This window comes from Variovorax sp. RKNM96 (genome assembly GCF_017161115.1).
Lineage (GTDB): Bacteria > Pseudomonadota > Gammaproteobacteria > Burkholderiales > Burkholderiaceae_C > Variovorax.
Window position 1 is genome coordinate 1,987,389 of the sequence record NZ_CP046508.1, and the last position, 15,834, is coordinate 2,003,222.

General features: G+C 64.4%; 14 protein-coding genes and 1 other RNA gene. 6 read left to right on the forward strand and 9 right to left on the reverse strand.

The annotated features are described in order from the left end of the window. Positions 1 to 80: 80 nt before the first annotated feature. From rpsA to gyrA, 7 genes are all read right to left on the reverse strand, one after another. Complete coding sequence (gene rpsA, locus GNX71_RS09055) at positions 81 to 1,769, reverse strand: 30S ribosomal protein S1 (protein WP_012746757.1); 1,689 nt, start codon at positions 1,767 to 1,769, stop codon at positions 81 to 83. Positions 1,770 to 1,965: 196 nt separating this feature from the next. Beyond that, positions 1,966 to 3,978: a bifunctional 3-phosphoshikimate 1-carboxyvinyltransferase/cytidylate kinase gene (locus tag GNX71_RS09060; protein ID WP_206178009.1), complete on the reverse strand. Its 2,013-nt coding sequence runs from the start codon at positions 3,976 to 3,978 to the stop codon at positions 1,966 to 1,968. A 1-nt stretch (position 3,979) separates the two neighbouring features. After that, complete coding sequence (locus GNX71_RS09065) at positions 3,980 to 4,873, reverse strand: prephenate dehydrogenase/arogenate dehydrogenase family protein (protein WP_206178010.1); 894 nt, start codon at positions 4,871 to 4,873, stop codon at positions 3,980 to 3,982. A 14-nt stretch (positions 4,874 to 4,887) separates the two neighbouring features. Continuing rightward, positions 4,888 to 6,009: a prephenate dehydratase gene (gene pheA, locus GNX71_RS09070; RefSeq protein ID WP_206178011.1), complete on the reverse strand. Its 1,122-nt coding sequence runs from the start codon at positions 6,007 to 6,009 to the stop codon at positions 4,888 to 4,890. Between the two features lie 25 nt (positions 6,010 to 6,034). Beyond that, a complete protein-coding gene (serC, locus tag GNX71_RS09075) occupies positions 6,035 to 7,165 on the reverse strand; it encodes a 3-phosphoserine/phosphohydroxythreonine transaminase (protein WP_206178012.1) in 1,131 nt (376 codons plus the stop codon). A gap of 6 nt (positions 7,166 to 7,171) precedes the next feature. After that, complete coding sequence (locus GNX71_RS09080; protein WP_206178013.1) at positions 7,172 to 7,762, reverse strand: DUF2059 domain-containing protein; 591 nt, start codon at positions 7,760 to 7,762, stop codon at positions 7,172 to 7,174. Continuing rightward, positions 7,759 to 10,404 carry a DNA gyrase subunit A gene (gene gyrA / locus GNX71_RS09085; protein ID WP_206178014.1) on the reverse strand — a complete coding sequence of 882 codons (2,646 nt, stop codon included), beginning with the start codon at positions 10,402 to 10,404 and terminating at the stop codon, positions 7,759 to 7,761. Before gyrA ends, GNX71_RS09080 begins: the two co-directional genes overlap by 4 nt. A gap of 225 nt (positions 10,405 to 10,629) precedes the next feature. Between gyrA and ompA the strand changes: the two genes are divergently transcribed. The 4 genes from ompA (at position 10,630) to ssrA (ending at position 13,201) form a co-directional block, all read left to right on the forward strand. Next, positions 10,630 to 11,280, forward strand: a complete 651-nt coding sequence (gene ompA / locus GNX71_RS09090; protein WP_206178015.1) for an outer membrane protein OmpA — start codon at positions 10,630 to 10,632, stop codon at positions 11,278 to 11,280. A gap of 128 nt (positions 11,281 to 11,408) precedes the next feature. Continuing rightward, positions 11,409 to 12,137: a bifunctional 2-polyprenyl-6-hydroxyphenol methylase/3-demethylubiquinol 3-O-methyltransferase UbiG gene (gene ubiG, locus GNX71_RS09095; RefSeq protein WP_206178016.1), complete on the forward strand. Its 729-nt coding sequence runs from the start codon at positions 11,409 to 11,411 to the stop codon at positions 12,135 to 12,137. After that, entirely contained in the window at positions 12,134 to 12,802 is a 669-nt protein-coding gene (gene gph, locus GNX71_RS09100; RefSeq protein WP_206178017.1) for a phosphoglycolate phosphatase, read from the forward strand. Before ubiG ends, gph begins: the two co-directional genes overlap by 4 nt. Positions 12,803 to 12,814: 12 nt before the next feature. Further along, positions 12,815 to 13,201, forward strand: a transfer-messenger RNA (tmRNA) gene (gene ssrA, locus GNX71_RS09105). 60 nt (positions 13,202 to 13,261) lie between these two features. Here the strand turns inward: ssrA and GNX71_RS09110 are convergent. Beyond that, positions 13,262 to 13,474 (reverse strand): hypothetical protein, encoded by a 213-nt coding sequence (locus GNX71_RS09110; RefSeq protein ID WP_206178018.1) that lies wholly within the window; start codon positions 13,472 to 13,474, stop codon positions 13,262 to 13,264. A gap of 9 nt (positions 13,475 to 13,483) precedes the next feature. Further along, positions 13,484 to 13,762, reverse strand: a complete 279-nt coding sequence (locus GNX71_RS09115; RefSeq protein WP_206178019.1) for a hypothetical protein — start codon at positions 13,760 to 13,762, stop codon at positions 13,484 to 13,486. Positions 13,763 to 13,812: 50 nt separating this feature from the next. Here GNX71_RS09115 and GNX71_RS09120 point away from each other — a divergent pair, with 50 nt between their 5' ends. Together GNX71_RS09120 and GNX71_RS09125 are read left to right on the forward strand one after the other, a co-directional pair. After that, on the forward strand, positions 13,813 to 14,061 hold the full coding sequence (locus tag GNX71_RS09120) for a hypothetical protein (protein ID WP_241027205.1): 249 nt from the start codon (positions 13,813 to 13,815) through the stop codon (positions 14,059 to 14,061). Between the two features lie 170 nt (positions 14,062 to 14,231). Next, complete coding sequence (locus GNX71_RS09125; RefSeq protein WP_206178020.1) at positions 14,232 to 15,827, forward strand: class I SAM-dependent methyltransferase; 1,596 nt, start codon at positions 14,232 to 14,234, stop codon at positions 15,825 to 15,827. The last annotated feature ends 7 nt before the right edge of the window (positions 15,828 to 15,834 follow it).

The window sequence follows — 15,834 nt, forward strand, 5'->3', positions numbered from 1 at the left end:
CAGTGCAGAGAAAACGTGGACGAAAAAAAAGACAGAGCGGCCAAGCTAGAAGCTTGGCCTGCTCTGTCTTCGGACTCAGCTTACTTGCTGTCGTTGTTGTCGAGCTTGGCGCGCAGCAGGGCGCCCAGGCTCGTCGTGCCCGCGTTTTCGCGTGCCGACTGCTGGCTCAGGTTGGCCATGGCGCCTTGTTCGTCGACCATGTCCTTCTGCTTGATGGACAGCTGGATGTTGCGGGTCTTGCGATCCACGTTCACGACGATGGCGGTGACTTCGTCGCCTTCCTTGAGCACGTTGCGGGCATCTTCGACGCGGTCGCGCGAGATTTCCGAAGCACGCAGGTAGCCGATGATGTCTTCGCCGAGGTCGATTTCAGCGCCGCGGGCGTCAACCGTCTTGACCTTGCCGGTCACGATCTGGCCCTTGTCGTTCACGGTGGTGAACGTGGTGAACGGGTCGCTGTCGAGTTGCTTGATGCCCAGCGAGATGCGCTCGCGGTCGACATCCACAGCCAGCACGATCGCTTCGACTTCCTGGCCCTTCTTGTAGTTGCGAACGGCGGTTTCGCCGGCTTCGTTCCACGAGAGGTCCGAGAGGTGAACCAGGCCGTCGATGCCGGCAGCCAGACCCACGAACACGCCGAAGTCGGTGATCGACTTGATCGGGCCCTTGACGCGGTCGCCGCGCTTGGTGTTCTGCGCGAACTCTTGCCACGGGTTGGCCTTGCACTGCTTCATGCCCAGGCTGATGCGGCGCTTGTCTTCGTCGATTTCAAGGACCATGACTTCGACTTCGTCGCCCAGCGAGACGATCTTGTTCGGAGCGATGTTCTTGTTGGTCCAGTCCATTTCGGAGACGTGCACCAGGCCTTCGATGCCGGGTTCGAGTTCGACGAACGCGCCGTAGTCGGCAATGTTCGTGACCTTGCCGAACAGGCGGGTCGATTGCGGGTAGCGGCGCGAAACGCCCATCCACGGGTCGTCACCCATTTGCTTCAGACCCAGCGAGACACGGTTCTTTTCGGTGTCGAACTTGAGGATCTTGGCGGTGATTTCCTGGCCGGCCTGAACGACTTCGCTCGGGTGGCGAACACGGCGCCATGCCATGTCGGTGATGTGCAGCAGGCCGTCGATGCCGCCGAGGTCCACGAACGCACCGTATTCGGTGATGTTCTTGACCACGCCGCGGACAACAGCGCCTTCCTTCAGGGTTTCCATCAGCTTGGCGCGTTCTTCGCCCATGCTGGCTTCGACCACGGCACGGCGCGACAGCACGACGTTGTTGCGCTTGCGGTCGAGCTTGATGACCTTGAATTCGAGGGTCTTGTTTTCGTACGGGGTCAGGTCCTTGATGGGACGCGTGTCGATCAGCGAGCCCGGCAGGAATGCGCGGATGCCGTTGACCAGGACGGTGAGACCGCCCTTGACCTTGCCGCTGGTGGTGCCGGTGACGAAGTCGCCCGATTCCAGGGCCTTCTCGAGGGCGAGCCACGAAGCGAGGCGCTTGGCGGTGTCGCGCGAGAGGATGGTGTCGCCGTAGCCGTTTTCAACGCTGCCGATGGCAACGGAAACGAAATCGCCGGCCTGGACTTCGAGTTCGCCCTTGTCGTTCTTGAACTCCTCGATCGGCACATACGCTTCGGACTTCAGACCGGCGTTGACGACGACGTGGTTGTGTTCGACGCGCACGACTTCGGCCGTGATGACCTCGCCGGTGCGCATTTCGGAACGCTTCAGGGACTCTTCGAATAGGTCGGCAAAAGATTCAGACATTTATGGTTCCTTCCGTCAGGCAGGGTTGGCAGGCGCTCTTGCGAAATTGCGTGCGGCTGCTGTGGATCTGGAGACGGCGGTTTTGTGGGCTGGTGCCCGGGTTGGTTGAACAACCAGAAGGCCGGTGCGCTGTCGCGCGAAAAGAGCCTGCTGGAGCGGTATGCGCCATCCGGACAACCCGGTTGGCGCGAGCCTTTCAAGCGGACTTGAAAGGCTGTACTTGCTGCCACCAGTTCAACACCGTGTCGATCGATTTTTCGATGGACAGCTGGGAGTTGTCGAGGTGGCGGGCATCCTGCGCCGGCTTCAGAGGGGCGACGCTACGGGAGGAGTCCCGGGCGTCACGTGCTTCCAAGTCGGAGCGAAGACTGTCGAGTGTAGTTGAAATACCCTTTGAAATCAACTGCTTATGACGTCGTTCCGCCCTCTGGGCGGCGCTGGCCGTGAGGAAGACCTTCAGGGGCGCGTCCGGGAAGATCACGGTGCCCATGTCGCGGCCGTCGGCCACCAGGCCCGGAAGCTGGCGAAAGCGCTGCTGCAGCGCCAGGAGCGCCTCGCGTACCGCGGGCAGCGTCGAGACGCGGGAGGCGTCCATGCCGGCGGCTTCGGTGCGGATCTCGTCGCTCACATCCTCTCCGGCCAGGAGCACCTTGCCTTCGGTGAACTGAAGGGGAAGGGCGGCCGCCAGCGCGGCGATCTGCGCTTCGTGCTGCGCATCGGCGTTGAGGCCGGCGCGGCGCATGGCCAGGCCGGTCACGCGGTAGAGCGAGCCCGAATCCAGGTAGTGGTAGCCCAGGAGGCGCGCCACTTCGGCTGCCAGCGTGCCCTTGCCCGAGGCGGTCGGGCCGTCGATGCAGATCACCGGCACTTCGGCGGCCTCGGCGACCGAGAACAGGGTTTCGAAGTAATCGGGGAAGGTCTTGGCGACGCAGTGCGGCTCGAGGATGCGCACGGGCACGCCTGCCGGGTTGAACGCGGCGAGCGAGAAGCACATCGCCACGCGGTGGTCGTCGTATGTACGGATGCTCGCCGCCTGCCAGCCGGCCGGTGCGAGCGGATGGACGCGGATGAAATCAGGGCCGGCCTCGACTGTGGCGCCGAGCTTCTGGAGCTCATTGGCCATCGCGTCGATGCGATCGGTTTCCTTGACGCGCCAACTCGCGATGTTGCGCAGCGTGCTCGGGCCATCGGCGTAGAGCGCCATGACGGCGAGCGTCATCGCGGCATCGGGGATGTGGTTCGCATCGAGGTCGATGGCCTTGAGCGGCCAGGCGCCGCGGCGCACTTCGAGCCAGTTCGGGCCGCTGTCGACCTCTGCGCCCATCTGCCGAGCCGCGTCGATGAAGCGGATGTCGCCCTGGATCGAATCGGCGCCCACGCCTTCGATCCGGATGCCATTTTTCCCGGACACGCCCGTGGCGATGGCGCCCAGTGCTATGAAATAGCTGGCAGAGGAAGCATCCGCTTCGACGTGGATATCGCCCGGCGAGCTGTAGCTGCTGCCGGCGGGAATGGTGAACCGCTCCCAGCCATCGCGCCGCACCGTGATGCCGAAGCGCGCCAGCAGGTTCAGCGTGATCTCGATGTAGGGTTTGGAGATCAGCTCGCCGACCACCTCGATCACGATGTCGTTGCGTGCCGCGAGAGGCAATGCCAGCAGCAGGGCCGTGAGGAACTGGCTCGACACATCGCCGCGCACGCGGATCGGCGCGTCGAGCACCAGGTCGTCGTGGTCGACCGGGTGGATACGCAATGGCGGGTAGCCGGGATTGCCGAGGTAGTCGATGTTGCAGCCGAGCTGGGTCAGGGCATCGACCAGGTCGCCGATCGGCCGCTCGTGCATGCGCGGTACGCCGCTCAATTCGAAGTCACCGCCGAGCAGCGACAGCGCAGCCGTCAGCGGGCGCATGGCGGTGCCGGCGTTGCCGAGGAAGAGAGGCAGCAGCGCCCCACCGGACTTCAGCTGGCCGCCGAGGCCAGTGATCTGCAGCGTGCTCCCTGCAGGCTGGATGCCGCAGCCGAGCGCGCGCAGGGCGTCGAGCATCACGCGCGTGTCGTCGGAGTCGAGCAGGTCGTGGATCGTGGTGGTGCCGCTCGCCAGCGCGGCCAGCAGCAACACGCGGTTGGAGATGCTCTTGGAGCCCGGCAGCCGGACCGTGCCGGCGGCGCCCACGAGGGGTGGAAGGTCGAGGAAGGCGGTCGAGAACATGTCAGCTGTCCTGCTGGGCCGAGGCGTCGGTGCTCGCGTTCGGCTTCCAGGCGGCGCGCGCCTTGCTGGCGGCGGCGATGGATTGCTCCAGCCCCTGCAGGTCGCCTGCGGTCATCAACGACTCGATATCGTCGAGTGCCTTGCGGAAGGCCTGGGATTGCTTGAGCACCTGCTCGCGGTTGGCCAGCAGCACGTCGCGCCACATGACCGGATCGCTCGCGGCGATGCGCGAGAAGTCGCGAAAGCCTGGTCCGGCGAGGTCCAGGAAGCGGTCGCCCTCGGGCTGTGCGGTGAGCGCGTTGATGTAGGCGAAGGCCAGCAGGTGCGGCATGTGGCTCACGGCGGCGAAGGCGGCGTCGTGCGCTTCGTGCGTCATCGTGACCACGTTGGCGCCGATGCCGCTCCACACCTGCGAGGCGCGCTGCACGTTCGAGCGCAGCGTGGTCTTCACGGGGGTCAGCACGACCTGGCGGCCGGTGAAGAGCGAGGCCTCGGCATGCTCGATGCCCGAGACTTCCTTGCCGGCGATCGGATGGGCCGGCACGAAGTTCGCGAACTGCTTTTGCAGGCCGTTGCGCGCAGCCTCGATCACATCGCCCTTGGTCGAGCCGACGTCCATCACGAGCGTCTCGTTCGAGATGCCGTGGCGGATCGCCTTGAACATGGCTTCCGATGCGGCCACCGGCACGGCGAGGAGCACGATGTCCGCGCCCGATACCGCCAGCAGCGCCGATGGCGCCACCACGTCGATCACGCCGAGCTGGCGTGCCCGTTCGGTGGTGGACGGCGACTTGCTGTAGCCGACCACGCGTTTCACCAGCTTCGCGCGCTTGAGCGCGAGCGCAAAGGAGCCGCCCATGAGGCCGCAGCCGATCAATCCCAGTTGCTCGAACATCGTGTCTGTCCGGCTCAGGCTTTGACGGGGTAGGCGCCAAGCACCTTGTAGAACGCGCAGAGGCCGCGCAGCTCGGCCAGTGCCGCGGCCACGTTGGGCTGCGAGGGATGGCCGTCCAGGTCGATGTAGAAGTAGTACTCCCACTGGCCGGTGCGCGCGGGGCGCGATTCGAAGCGCGTCATCGACACGTTGTTGGTCTTGAGGGGCACCAGCAGGTCATGCACCGCGCCGGGCTGGTTCGGCACTGAGACGATCAGGCTCGTGCAGTCCTTGCCCGATGCCGGCGGCATGGCCAGCGTCTGCGGCAGGCAGATCACGGAGAAGCGGGTGCGGTTGTACGAATCGTCCTGGATGGCGTGCGCCACGATGTGCAGGCCGAAGCGGGTGGCGGCGCGTTCACCGGCGAGCCCGGCCCAGGCCGGGTTGGTGGCCGCGAGGCGTGCGCCTTCGGCGTTGCTCGAGACGGCACGCCGCTCGGCATTGGGCAGGTGCTTGGACAGCCAGGTCTGGCACTGCGCGAGCGCCTGCGGGTGAGCCAGCACGGCCTCGATGCCTTCGAGCGAGTTCTCGCTGCGCAGCAGGTGGTGACGCACCAGCAGGCTGACTTCGCCGACCACATGGGTGGGCGAATGCAGGAACAGGTCGAGCGAGCGGGTGACCACGCCTTCGGTCGAGTTCTCGACGCCGACCACGCCGTACTGGGCGCTGCCCGCGGCGGTGGCGTGGAACACTTCGTCGAAGCTGGCGCAGTAGATCAGGTCGGCAGCGCCGCCGAAGTATTCGATGGCGGCCTGTTCGCAGAAGGTGCCTTCGGGGCCCAGCACGGCGACGCGCTGCGGCGATTCGAGGGCGAGGCACGCCGACATGATCTCGCGCCAGATGGCGGCCACATGGAGGTCCTTGAGCGGGCCTCCATTGCTTTTCTGCATCTTGTCGATGACGGCGGCAACGCGGTCAGGACGAAAGAACGGCGTGCCTTCGCGCTTCTTGACCTCGCCGACGAGTTCGGCCACGTGGGCCCGCTCGTTGAGCAGGCTCAGCAGGCGCTGGTCGAGCGAGTCGATCTGCACGCGCAGATCGGCAAGGCTTTCGGAGTTGTAGTTGGAGGAGGGCGGTGTGGGTGCGGAGGCGGTCATCGGTGCGAGCAGCTAGGGCATGCGCCTAGGCATGCGATCGCTCGAATTCTCGCATGTAGGCCACAAGTGCCTGCACCCCTTCCAGCGGCATGGCGTTGTAGATGCTCGCGCGCATGCCGCCGACCGATTTGTGGCCCTTGAGCTGCAGCAGCCCGGCTTCGCGTGCGCCGGCCAGGAACGCCTCGTTCCGGCCTTCGTCGGCCAGGAAGAACGGCACGTTCATGCGCGAGCGGCAGCTCGCATCGATGCGGTTGGCGTAGAAGTCGGAGCCGTCGATGAAGCCGTACAGCAAGTTGGCTTTCTCGATGTTGCGCTGCTCCATCGCGGCCACGCCGGTGAGCGAGCCTTCGGTCTGCTGCAGCAGCCACTGGAACGTCAGCCCCGCCATGTAGATGCCCCAGGTCGGCGGGGTGTTGTACATGGAGTTGTTGTCGGCCACGGTCTTGTAGTTGAAGGCGCTCGGGCAGATCTCGAGGGCATGGCCCAGGAGGTCGTCGCGCACGACGACGATCGTGAGACCTGCCGGGCCCAGGTTCTTCTGCGCGCCGCCGAAGGCGAGACCCACGCGGCGCCAGTCGACGCTGCGCGAAGCCACGTGCGACGAGAAATCGATGACGAGCGGTGCATCGCTGCCGAGCGCGGCGAGGTCGGGCAACTGCTGGAACTCGATGCCATTGATCGTCTCGTTGGTGCACAGGTGCACGTACGAGGCGTCCTTCGTGAGTTGCCAGGTCGAGGGAGCGGGCAGCTTCGTGTGCTGGTTGTCGGCGTTGCTCGCGGCCACGCGCGCCGTGCAATAGCGCTGCGCTTCCTTGTGCGACTTGATGCTCCAGCTGCCGGTGATGACGAAGTCGGCGGTCTTGCCGCGCGACAGGTTCATCGGCACGATGGCGTTTTCGCCGAGACCGCCACCCTGCATGAACAGGATGTGGAAATGGGAAGGCACGGCCAGCAGCGTGCGGATGTCGGCTTCGGCCTGTGTGCAGATCGCGCCGAATTCCTTGCCGCGATGGCTCATTTCCATCACGCTCATGCCGCTGCCCTGCCAGTCGAGCATTTCGGCGGCGGCGCGCTGCAGCACCGCCTCCGGCATGGCAGCCGGACCGGCCGAGAAGTTGTAGGGGCGCTTGCCGGCCGGCGTCTGCTGCTGGGTCACGTTGCTTTACTTCTTGGCGGGTGCCTTGGCTGGCGCCTTGGCGGGTGCGGAACCTTGGGCCGGGGCGTCGGTCGGGGCGCCGAGGGCCTTCGCCACGTTGGTGTCGAGCGCGCGCATCTTGGGCTCGATGGAAGCGCGGGTTTCGGCCACCAGCTTTTCCGTCAATGCGGTCTGCATCTTCGGATTCAGCTCCTGGTACTTCTTGCTGAGCGGCGAGTTGATCCAGGCCAGCAGTTGCTTGAGCTCGTCTTCGCTGAAGTTCTGCTCGAGCAGCGGGGTCAGGGCGCCCGGTGCCAGTTGCACGGCCTTGTCGCGCACGAGGGGATAGGCATCGTCGAAGTATTTCTTCAGCTCGGCATCGGCAGCCTTGGCGGCCGATTCGCGCTTGGCTTCGGGCACTTGCGTCTGCAGGTACTGCGAGCCGGCTTGCGCGATTGGCGCGCTCGACTGCTCGACCAGGCCGCGCGCCAGCGATTCGATGCCGGGGCGCTGGATGTCGATGAACTGCTTGATCAGCGTGGCCTTGTCCTGGGCCATGGCGGCCATCGAGCTGCTGGCCAAAGCTACCGTCAGAAGTGCGAGTTTGATTTTTTTCACTGAGGATTCTCCGTTGAAGATGTGGAAGTATCGTCTGCGTCCGGCTCGCTTTCGCCGTTCGCGTCGTTCTCGACGATACGTTGTAGCCCGCTGAGTTTGGCGCCTTCGTCAAGCCCGATCAGCGTGACGCCTTGCGTCGCGCGACCCAGTTCACGAATTTCGGCAACCCGGGTGCGCACAAGCACGCCCTTGTCGGTGATGAGCATGATCTCATCGTCCGCATGCACGAGGGTGGCGGCAACGACCTTGCCGTTGCGCTCACTCTGTTGAATCGCGATCATGCCTTTGGTTCCGCGGCCATGGCGCGTGTATTCCGTAATGCTTGTTCGCTTTCCGTAACCATTTTCCGTGGCGGTGAGCACGCTTTGCTGCTCGTCCTCGGCCACCAGCATGGCGATCACGCCCTGTCCCGGGTCGAGCGACATGCCGCGCACGCCGCGCGCATTGCGGCCCAGCGGTCGGACGTCATCTTCGGCGAAGCGCACGGCCTTGCCGCCGTCGCTGAAGAGCATCACGTCGTGCTTGCCGTCGGTGAGCGCAGCGCCGATCAGGTAGTCGCCCTCGTCGAGGTTCACGGCAATGATGCCGCCCTTGCGCGGGTTGTTGAATTCGTCGAGCGCGGTCTTCTTGACGGTGCCCATCGAGGTCGCCATGAACACGTACTGGTCGGCCGGGAAGTTGCGCTTCTCGCCGGTGAGCGCGAGCGCGACGTTGATCTTCTCGCCTTCCTGCAGCGGGAACATGTTGACGATCGGCCGGCCGCGCGAACCGCGCGAACCCGCCGGCACTTCCCACACCTTGAGCCAGTAGAGCCGGCCGCGGTTGGAGAAGCACAGGATGTAGTCGTGCGTGTTGGCGATGAAGAGCTGGTCGATCCAGTCGTCTTCCTTCGTTGCGGTCGCCTGCTTGCCGCGGCCGCCGCGCTTTTGCGCGCGGTATTCGCCCAGCGGCTGGCTCTTGATGTAGCCGCTGTGCGAGAGCGTGACCACCATGTCGGTCGGGGTGATCAGGTCTTCGGTGGAGAGATCGAACGCGCTGTGCTCGACCAGGCTGCGGCGTGCGCCGAGCTTGCTCTGGCCGAACTCCTGCTTGATGGTGCCCAGCTCGTCGCCGATGATGACCGACACGCGTTCGGGCTTGGCCAGGATGTCGAGCAGGTCGTCGATCTCGGCCATCACGTCCTTGTACTCGGCAACGATCTTGTCCTGCTCGAGGCCGGTCAGGCGCTGCAGGCGCATCTGCAGGATTTCTTGCGCCTGCGTGTCCGAGAGGCGATAGAGGCCGTCCGAACCCATGCCGAACTCGCGCTCGAGGCCTTCGGGACGGTAGTCGTCGGCGTTGATCACGCCGCCATCGGCGCGCGACCGCGTGAGCATCTCGCGCACCAGCTTGCTGTCCCAGCTGCGGGTCATCAACTCGGCCTTGGCGACCGGCGGCGTCGGCGATTCGCGGATGATCCGGATGAACTCGTCGATGTTGGCCAGCGCCACCGCCAGGCCCTCGAGCACGTGGCCGCGCTCGCGAGCCTTGCGCAGCGTGAAGACGGTGCGGCGCGTGACCACTTCGCGGCGGTGCTGCAGGAAGACCTGGATCAGGTCCTTCAGGTTGCACAGCTTGGGCTGGCCGTCGACCAGCGCCACCATGTTGATGCCGAAGGTGTCCTGCAACTGCGTCTGCTTGTACAGGTTGTTCAGCACGACCTCGGGGACTTCGCCGCGCTTGAGCTCGATCACCAGGCGCATGCCCGACTTGTCGGACTCGTCCTGGATGTGGCTGATGCCTTCGATCTTCTTCTCGTGCACCAGCTCGGCCATGCGCTCCTGCAGCGTCTTCTTGTTGACCTGGTAGGGGAGCTCGTCGACGATGATCGCCTGGCGCTGGCCGCGGTCGATGTCCTCGAAGTGGCACTTGGCGCGCATCACGACCTTGCCGCGGCCGGTGCGGTAGCCATCCTTCACACCGTTGATGCCGTAGATGATGCCGGCGGTGGGGAAGTCGGGCGCCGGCACGATTTCCATCAGCTCGTCGATGCTGGCCTCGGGGTTGCGCAGCAGGTGCAGGCAGGCGTCGACGACCTCATTCAAGTTGTGCGGTGGGATATTGGTGGCCATGCCGACCGCAATACCGCCCGAGCCATTGACCAGCAAATTCGGTAGCTGGCTTGGCAAAACTTTCGGTTCTTTTTCGGAGCCGTCGTAATTGTCCTGAAAGTCGACAGTTTCCTTGTCGATATCGGCCAGCATTTCATGCGCAATTTTGGCCAGCCGGATTTCCGTATAACGCATTGCGGCTGCGTTGTCTCCATCCACGGAGCCGAAGTTGCCCTGGCCGTCGACCAGCATGTGGCGCATGGAGAAATCCTGCGCCAATCGCACGATGGTGTCGTAGACCGATTGATCGCCGTGCGGGTGGTATTTACCGATCACGTCGCCGACGATACGGGCCGACTTCTTGTACGGCCGGTTCCAGTCGTTGTTGAGCTCGTGCATGGCGAAGAGCACGCGTCGATGCACCGGCTTGAGGCCGTCGCGTGCATCGGGGAGCGCCCGGCCCACGATCACGCTCATGGCGTAATCGAGATAGCTGCTGCGCATTTCCTCTTCGAGACTGATGGGCAGGGTTTCTTTGGCGAAGGATGTCATTGAGCGAGAGGCTGGCGGCAGGAAGGCGAAATTTTACGCTGTGAGGGGTGTCGCTCCGCCGCAACACAAGCCGGCTATTCCGCCTCCGTCCTACGCTTCAGGGGCGTCCGGCGGCCTGTTTGCCAAAGACCCTATGGCACAATCGTCTCAACGTTTTGGGTGGTGGTCACTTAAAGCGTCCTTGATTCGCAGCGCGGCTGCGGCTTTTTCCCCAAGAGGAGAACCATGAAGAAACTGAATAAAGTGGCGATGATGTTTGCAGTCGCTGCGCTCGCCACTGCCGCCGGCGCGCAGACCCGTGTCACCGCTGCGGACGGCGGTCCTACGATCGACAACTGGCAAAACGGCACCGGCGAACTCGTCTGGAAGAACGGTACGAACGAACTGTGCTGGCGCGATGCCAACTGGACGCCGGCTACCGCCGCCGCCGGTTGCGACGGCGCTCTGGTTCCCGCAGTTGCTGTTCCCCCCACCCCTGGCGTGACGCCTCCTCCCGCTGGCACGCCGCCGGCCGTCGCTGCCTCGAAGGTGACCTTCGCTGCCGACGCATTCTTCGACTTCGACAAGTCGGTTCTGAAGCCTGAAGGTCGCGCCAAGCTGACCGACTTGGTCGAGAAGATCCGTGGTGTCAACCTCGAAGTGATCATCGCTGTGGGCCACACCGACTCGATCGGTACGGACGCCTACAACCAGCGTCTGTCGGTGCGTCGCGCCGAAGCCGTCAAGGCCTTCCTGGTCTCGAAGGGCATCGAACGCAACCGCGTCTACACCGAAGGCAAGGGCGAGAAGCAGCCAGTGGCTGACAACCGCACCAAGGAAGGCCGCGCCAAGAACCGTCGCGTGGAAATCGAAGTGGTCGGCACCCGCGCCAACTAATCAGTCGATTCCATCGATGATGAAAACCCCGCCTCGGCGGGGTTTTTTTATGCCTGTCGAATTCGTTGGTCAGGATTCAACAAGATCGCCCGGCGCATGCCGGCCATTGCCCGCTTCATAATTGCCATATGACAGAAAATGTGAATGCCGACCCGGCGGAACTCGCCAAGTTTTCAGAACTTGCGCATCGGTGGTGGGATTTGGAAAGCGAATTCCGCCCGCTGCACGAAATCAATCCATTGCGCCTGGAATGGATTGACGGTATTGCGCCAATTTCGCAGCGCCGCGTGCTCGATATCGGGTGTGGCGGCGGAATCCTGGCCGATTCGATGGCCCGAAAGGGCGCCGACGTGCTGGGCATCGACTTGGCGGGCAAGGCGCTCAAGGTCGCCCAGCTTCATGCGCTCGAAGCCGGCACGCGTGGCGTCAAGTACCGCGAGATCAGCGCCGAAGCACTCGCCGCCGAACAGCCGGGCAGCTTCGACGTCGTCACCTGCATGGAAATGCTGGAGCATGTGCCGAAGCCGGCCTCGGTGATTCAGGCCTGTGCCACGCTGGTCAAGCCTGGTGGGTGGGTGTTCTTTTCGACCATCAACCGCAACCTGAAGTCCTTTGCGCTGGCGATCGTCGGCGCGGAATACATCCTCGGGATGCTGCCGCGCGGCACCCATGAGTACGCGAAGCTGATACGCCCGAGCGAGCTCGCGGCCTACTGTCGCGCAGCGGGGCTCGACCTGCGGCACACCCGCGGCATGGAGCACAACCCCCTGACCCGCCGCTATTGGCTCAGCGGCGATACCAGCGTCAACTACATGTTCGCGACACAGAGGCCTGCGCTGCCGGGCTCGCAGGTATGAAAGGCCAGTCCACGCAAGCCGTGCTGTTCGACCTGGACGGCACGCTGATCGACAGCGCCCCCGACCTTGGCGCCGCAGCCGACAAGATGCGGACCGATCGCGGCCTCGAGTCCTATCCCCTCGACCGCTATCGCCCGCATGCGGGTTCAGGTGCGCGAGGCATGCTCGGCGTGGCATTCGGCATCACGCCCGATGCCCCTGAATTCCCCGAGCTGCGTGAAGAGTTCTTCGTCGCCTACGAGCGCCGCATGCTGCTCAATACACGGGTGTTCGAGGGCGTCCAGGCGCTGATCGACGCCATTCAGGCGCGCGGCCTCGTCTGGGGTGTGGTCACCAACAAGTCGATGCGATTCACCGATCCGTTGACCCGTGCGATGCCGCTCTTCGCCAGTGCAGGCGCCATTGTGAGCGGCGACACCACGCCGCATGCAAAGCCTCACCCGGAACCGCTGCACGAAGCGGCGCGGCGATTGGGCGTTCCATCGGAGGCGTGCATCTATGTGGGCGACGACGAACGCGACATCATCGCGGGCCGCGCCGCCGGCATGCGGACGGTGGCCGCCACCTACGGCTACATGGGTTCGCAGGCCGATGCTGCGCTCTGGGAGGCCGATGCTTCAATCTCTTCGCCCAAGGAGCTCTTGCAACTGCTCAATAGCGCCTAAAATAGGACGCTTGGGGCTGCACTGGTTTCGACGTGGGTTCGGAGTCGCAGCGGGGCATGTCGAGCTGAATGCGCTCGTAAAACAGATTCAAACAAACTAACTGCAAACGACGAACGTTTCGCACTCGCTGCTTAATTGCCAGTGAGCTTTGCAACAGCAGGCCGATGGGCTGGGCAAGGGGGTGACAGAGCAATCTGAATCCTCCCGGCTGCAAAGATAATTACATGGGCTGGCTCCGATCCGGGTACCTTGGGTCGGGGCGAGAAAATAGGGTGCTGGCGTCCGGTTTAGCGTGTGACTGCGCGACTCCGGAAGCGAGACTCAAATCAGATCACTAAACATGTAGAACTGCGCGATGAAGGCTTGCGGACGGGGGTTCAAATCCCCCCAGCTCCACCACTCAACAGAACGGCAGTCGTTGTCACCAACGACTGCCGTTTTTACTTCAGCCCCTGAAGCTCAGTAGCACTGGAACAGCACGCCGGACTCCGCCGGTGCCCTGCCGATCCACTTCGGCGTCAGGCTCTTCGCACTGCAGTAGTCTGCTGCCAGCGTGTAGCTGGGCGCACGCAGCACGCCCTCGCGAAACGGCACGATCTCATTCGGGGCCGTGCAACCGGTGATGACGGTGGTGATCAAGGCAAGCGGAAGCAGTGTGGTGCGCCAATTCATCGGGGCATTCTAAGACGCCGGGTCTCCGCCCGTGCCGGGCTTGAGCCCGGGGTAGAGATACCTGAAATATGCGCCGGACTTGCCGAACAGTTGCTGTGCGAGCTTCACCGGGTCTTCGCCCTTGTGCTTCTCGTAGAGCACGGGTCCCCAGATGATGAAGCCATCGATGCTGAGGCTTCTGGGAGCGGGCTCGATGGCCTTCCAGGCGTGCGCGAACTTCGAGATCCAGGCCAGGGCCTCGGTCAGGGCGTGATTGGGAGCAGGGGCGATATCTTCGGTCGTAGACATTGCGGTATCCTTGATGAAAAGACTGTACAAATATACAGTAAAATATCGTCATGGAAAACATTCCGGCCACCCTCTGGATCGCTGCCTGTGCGCATCGGCTGCGGCAGCGCTGGCATTCGGTCGACGCTCTCGAGCTGGAGGACGTCGCGCGCACGCTTCGGCGCGATGCGCGGCTGCGGGCCATGTCGCCCGACGAGGCGGCCAACGACTGGCTTCGTCCTCTCACGGAAGCCTCGGCGCATGGGCCTGCCGTTCCACTCAACCGGCTGCCTTCAAGGCAGCACCCGATTTCTCCTTGACGGGTCAGCCGTCCCCCGCCAGCCACCTGTGCGGGGTCCTTGATGCCATGCCAGCAGAAAGGCTTGAGCCCAGCTTCATCGCTGGGTTTTTTTTGCCTGATCGCGGGGCTATAGTCGGCCAGCGCTGTCGCATCGCTACCCCAAGACTTCCTAGATCCCGAAGGACGCTCGTGCCGGATTCATTGACTTCCACGCTGACCAGCTACTACGACACGGTGCCCTACGACTCGCACCCGTTCCCACAGTCCGCGATGGAGCACTTGGAGGCGCTGGCATTCCTGTTCGGACTCGATGCGCCCGCTCCCGCCACGGCCCGCGTGCTCGAGCTTGGCTGCGCGGCCGGCGGCAATTTGATTCCCTTCGCGGCGCGCCACCCCGAAGCGCGCGCCATCGGCGTCGACCTGTCGACTGTGCAGGTGTCGCAGGGCGTCGCGGCCATCGCCCATGCGGGCCTGTCGAATGTGGAGCTGAAGGCGTTCAACATCGCCGACATCGACGCCTCGTTCGGCCAGTTCGACTACATCGTCTGCCACGGCGTCTACAGCTGGGTGCCGGGCCCGGTGCAGGACGCGATCCTGCGCATCTGCTCGGAGAACCTCGCGCCGAACGGCGTGGCCTATGTGAGCTACAACGTGTACCCCGGCTGGAAGGCGCGCGAGATCGTGCGCGACGCGATGATCCTGCGCGGCGGGCCGCGTGACACGCCCGACGAGAAGCTGGCCTACGCGCGCGGCATGCTCGAGTTCCTCGAACAGTCAGCGCGCCCCGACAGCGTGCTCAAGAAAACGCTCGAAGAAACCATGCCGATCGTGCGCGGCTCCAGCGGCTACTACCTGCTGCATGAATTCCTGGAGCCCTGCAACGAGCCCTGTTACTTCAAGGAATTTGCCGCGCGCGCCGATGCCCGCGGCCTGGCCTACCTGTGCGATGCCGAGCCCTCGACCATGTTCGTGCAGAACTACGGCGAGAAGGTGCGCGATCCGCTGCTGCGCGAATGCGGCGGCAGCCAGATCATGATGGAGCAGTACCTCGATTTCCTGGTCAACCGCACCTTCCGCCAGACCCTGCTGGTCAAGCAGGAGCGCGGCAGGGACATCCGCTACCGCCTCGATCCGGCGCGCATCCGTGCCCTGGAGTTCGCCGGCATGTTCGCCACCGAAGATGGCGGCGCGCTGACGCTCGATGCGCGCGAGCAACCCTGCAATGCGATCCGCAACCTCAAGGTCACGCTGCGCCTGCCCGCGCACAAGGCCGTGGCGCAGGTGCTCGAAGCGAGCTATCCGGCGTCCGTGTCGGCCGAGGCGCTGATCGATGCCGCGGCAAGGCTCACGGGCGAGCCGCGCGATGCGGTCGGGCGCATCGTGCTGGCGATGCTCGAGGAGCTGGTGATCCTCGGCGCGATGCGGATCCGGCGCACGCCGGTGCCGGCGGCGACGGAGGTCTCCAGCCTGCCGCAGGCGCTGGCGAGCGTTCGCGGTGCGCGCGGCCTCGCGCTCACGGCGGGAGCCAACGCCCAGGCCTGCAACCAGTGGCACGAGCCCGTGGGCCTCACGCTGCTCGAGCGCAGCCTGCTGCCGCTGCTCGATGGCACGCATTCGCACGAAGCGCTCGCCGAGCACCTGGTCGCCGAAGTGCGCGCCGACCGCCTGCGCTTCATCAAGGACGAAAAGCCGCTGACCGATCCTGAGGTGCTGAAAGAGTTCGCGCAGCAGCAGGTGGTGCTGGCCTTGAAGGACCTGCGGCGCAAGGCGCTGCTCACGGCCTGACCTTTTC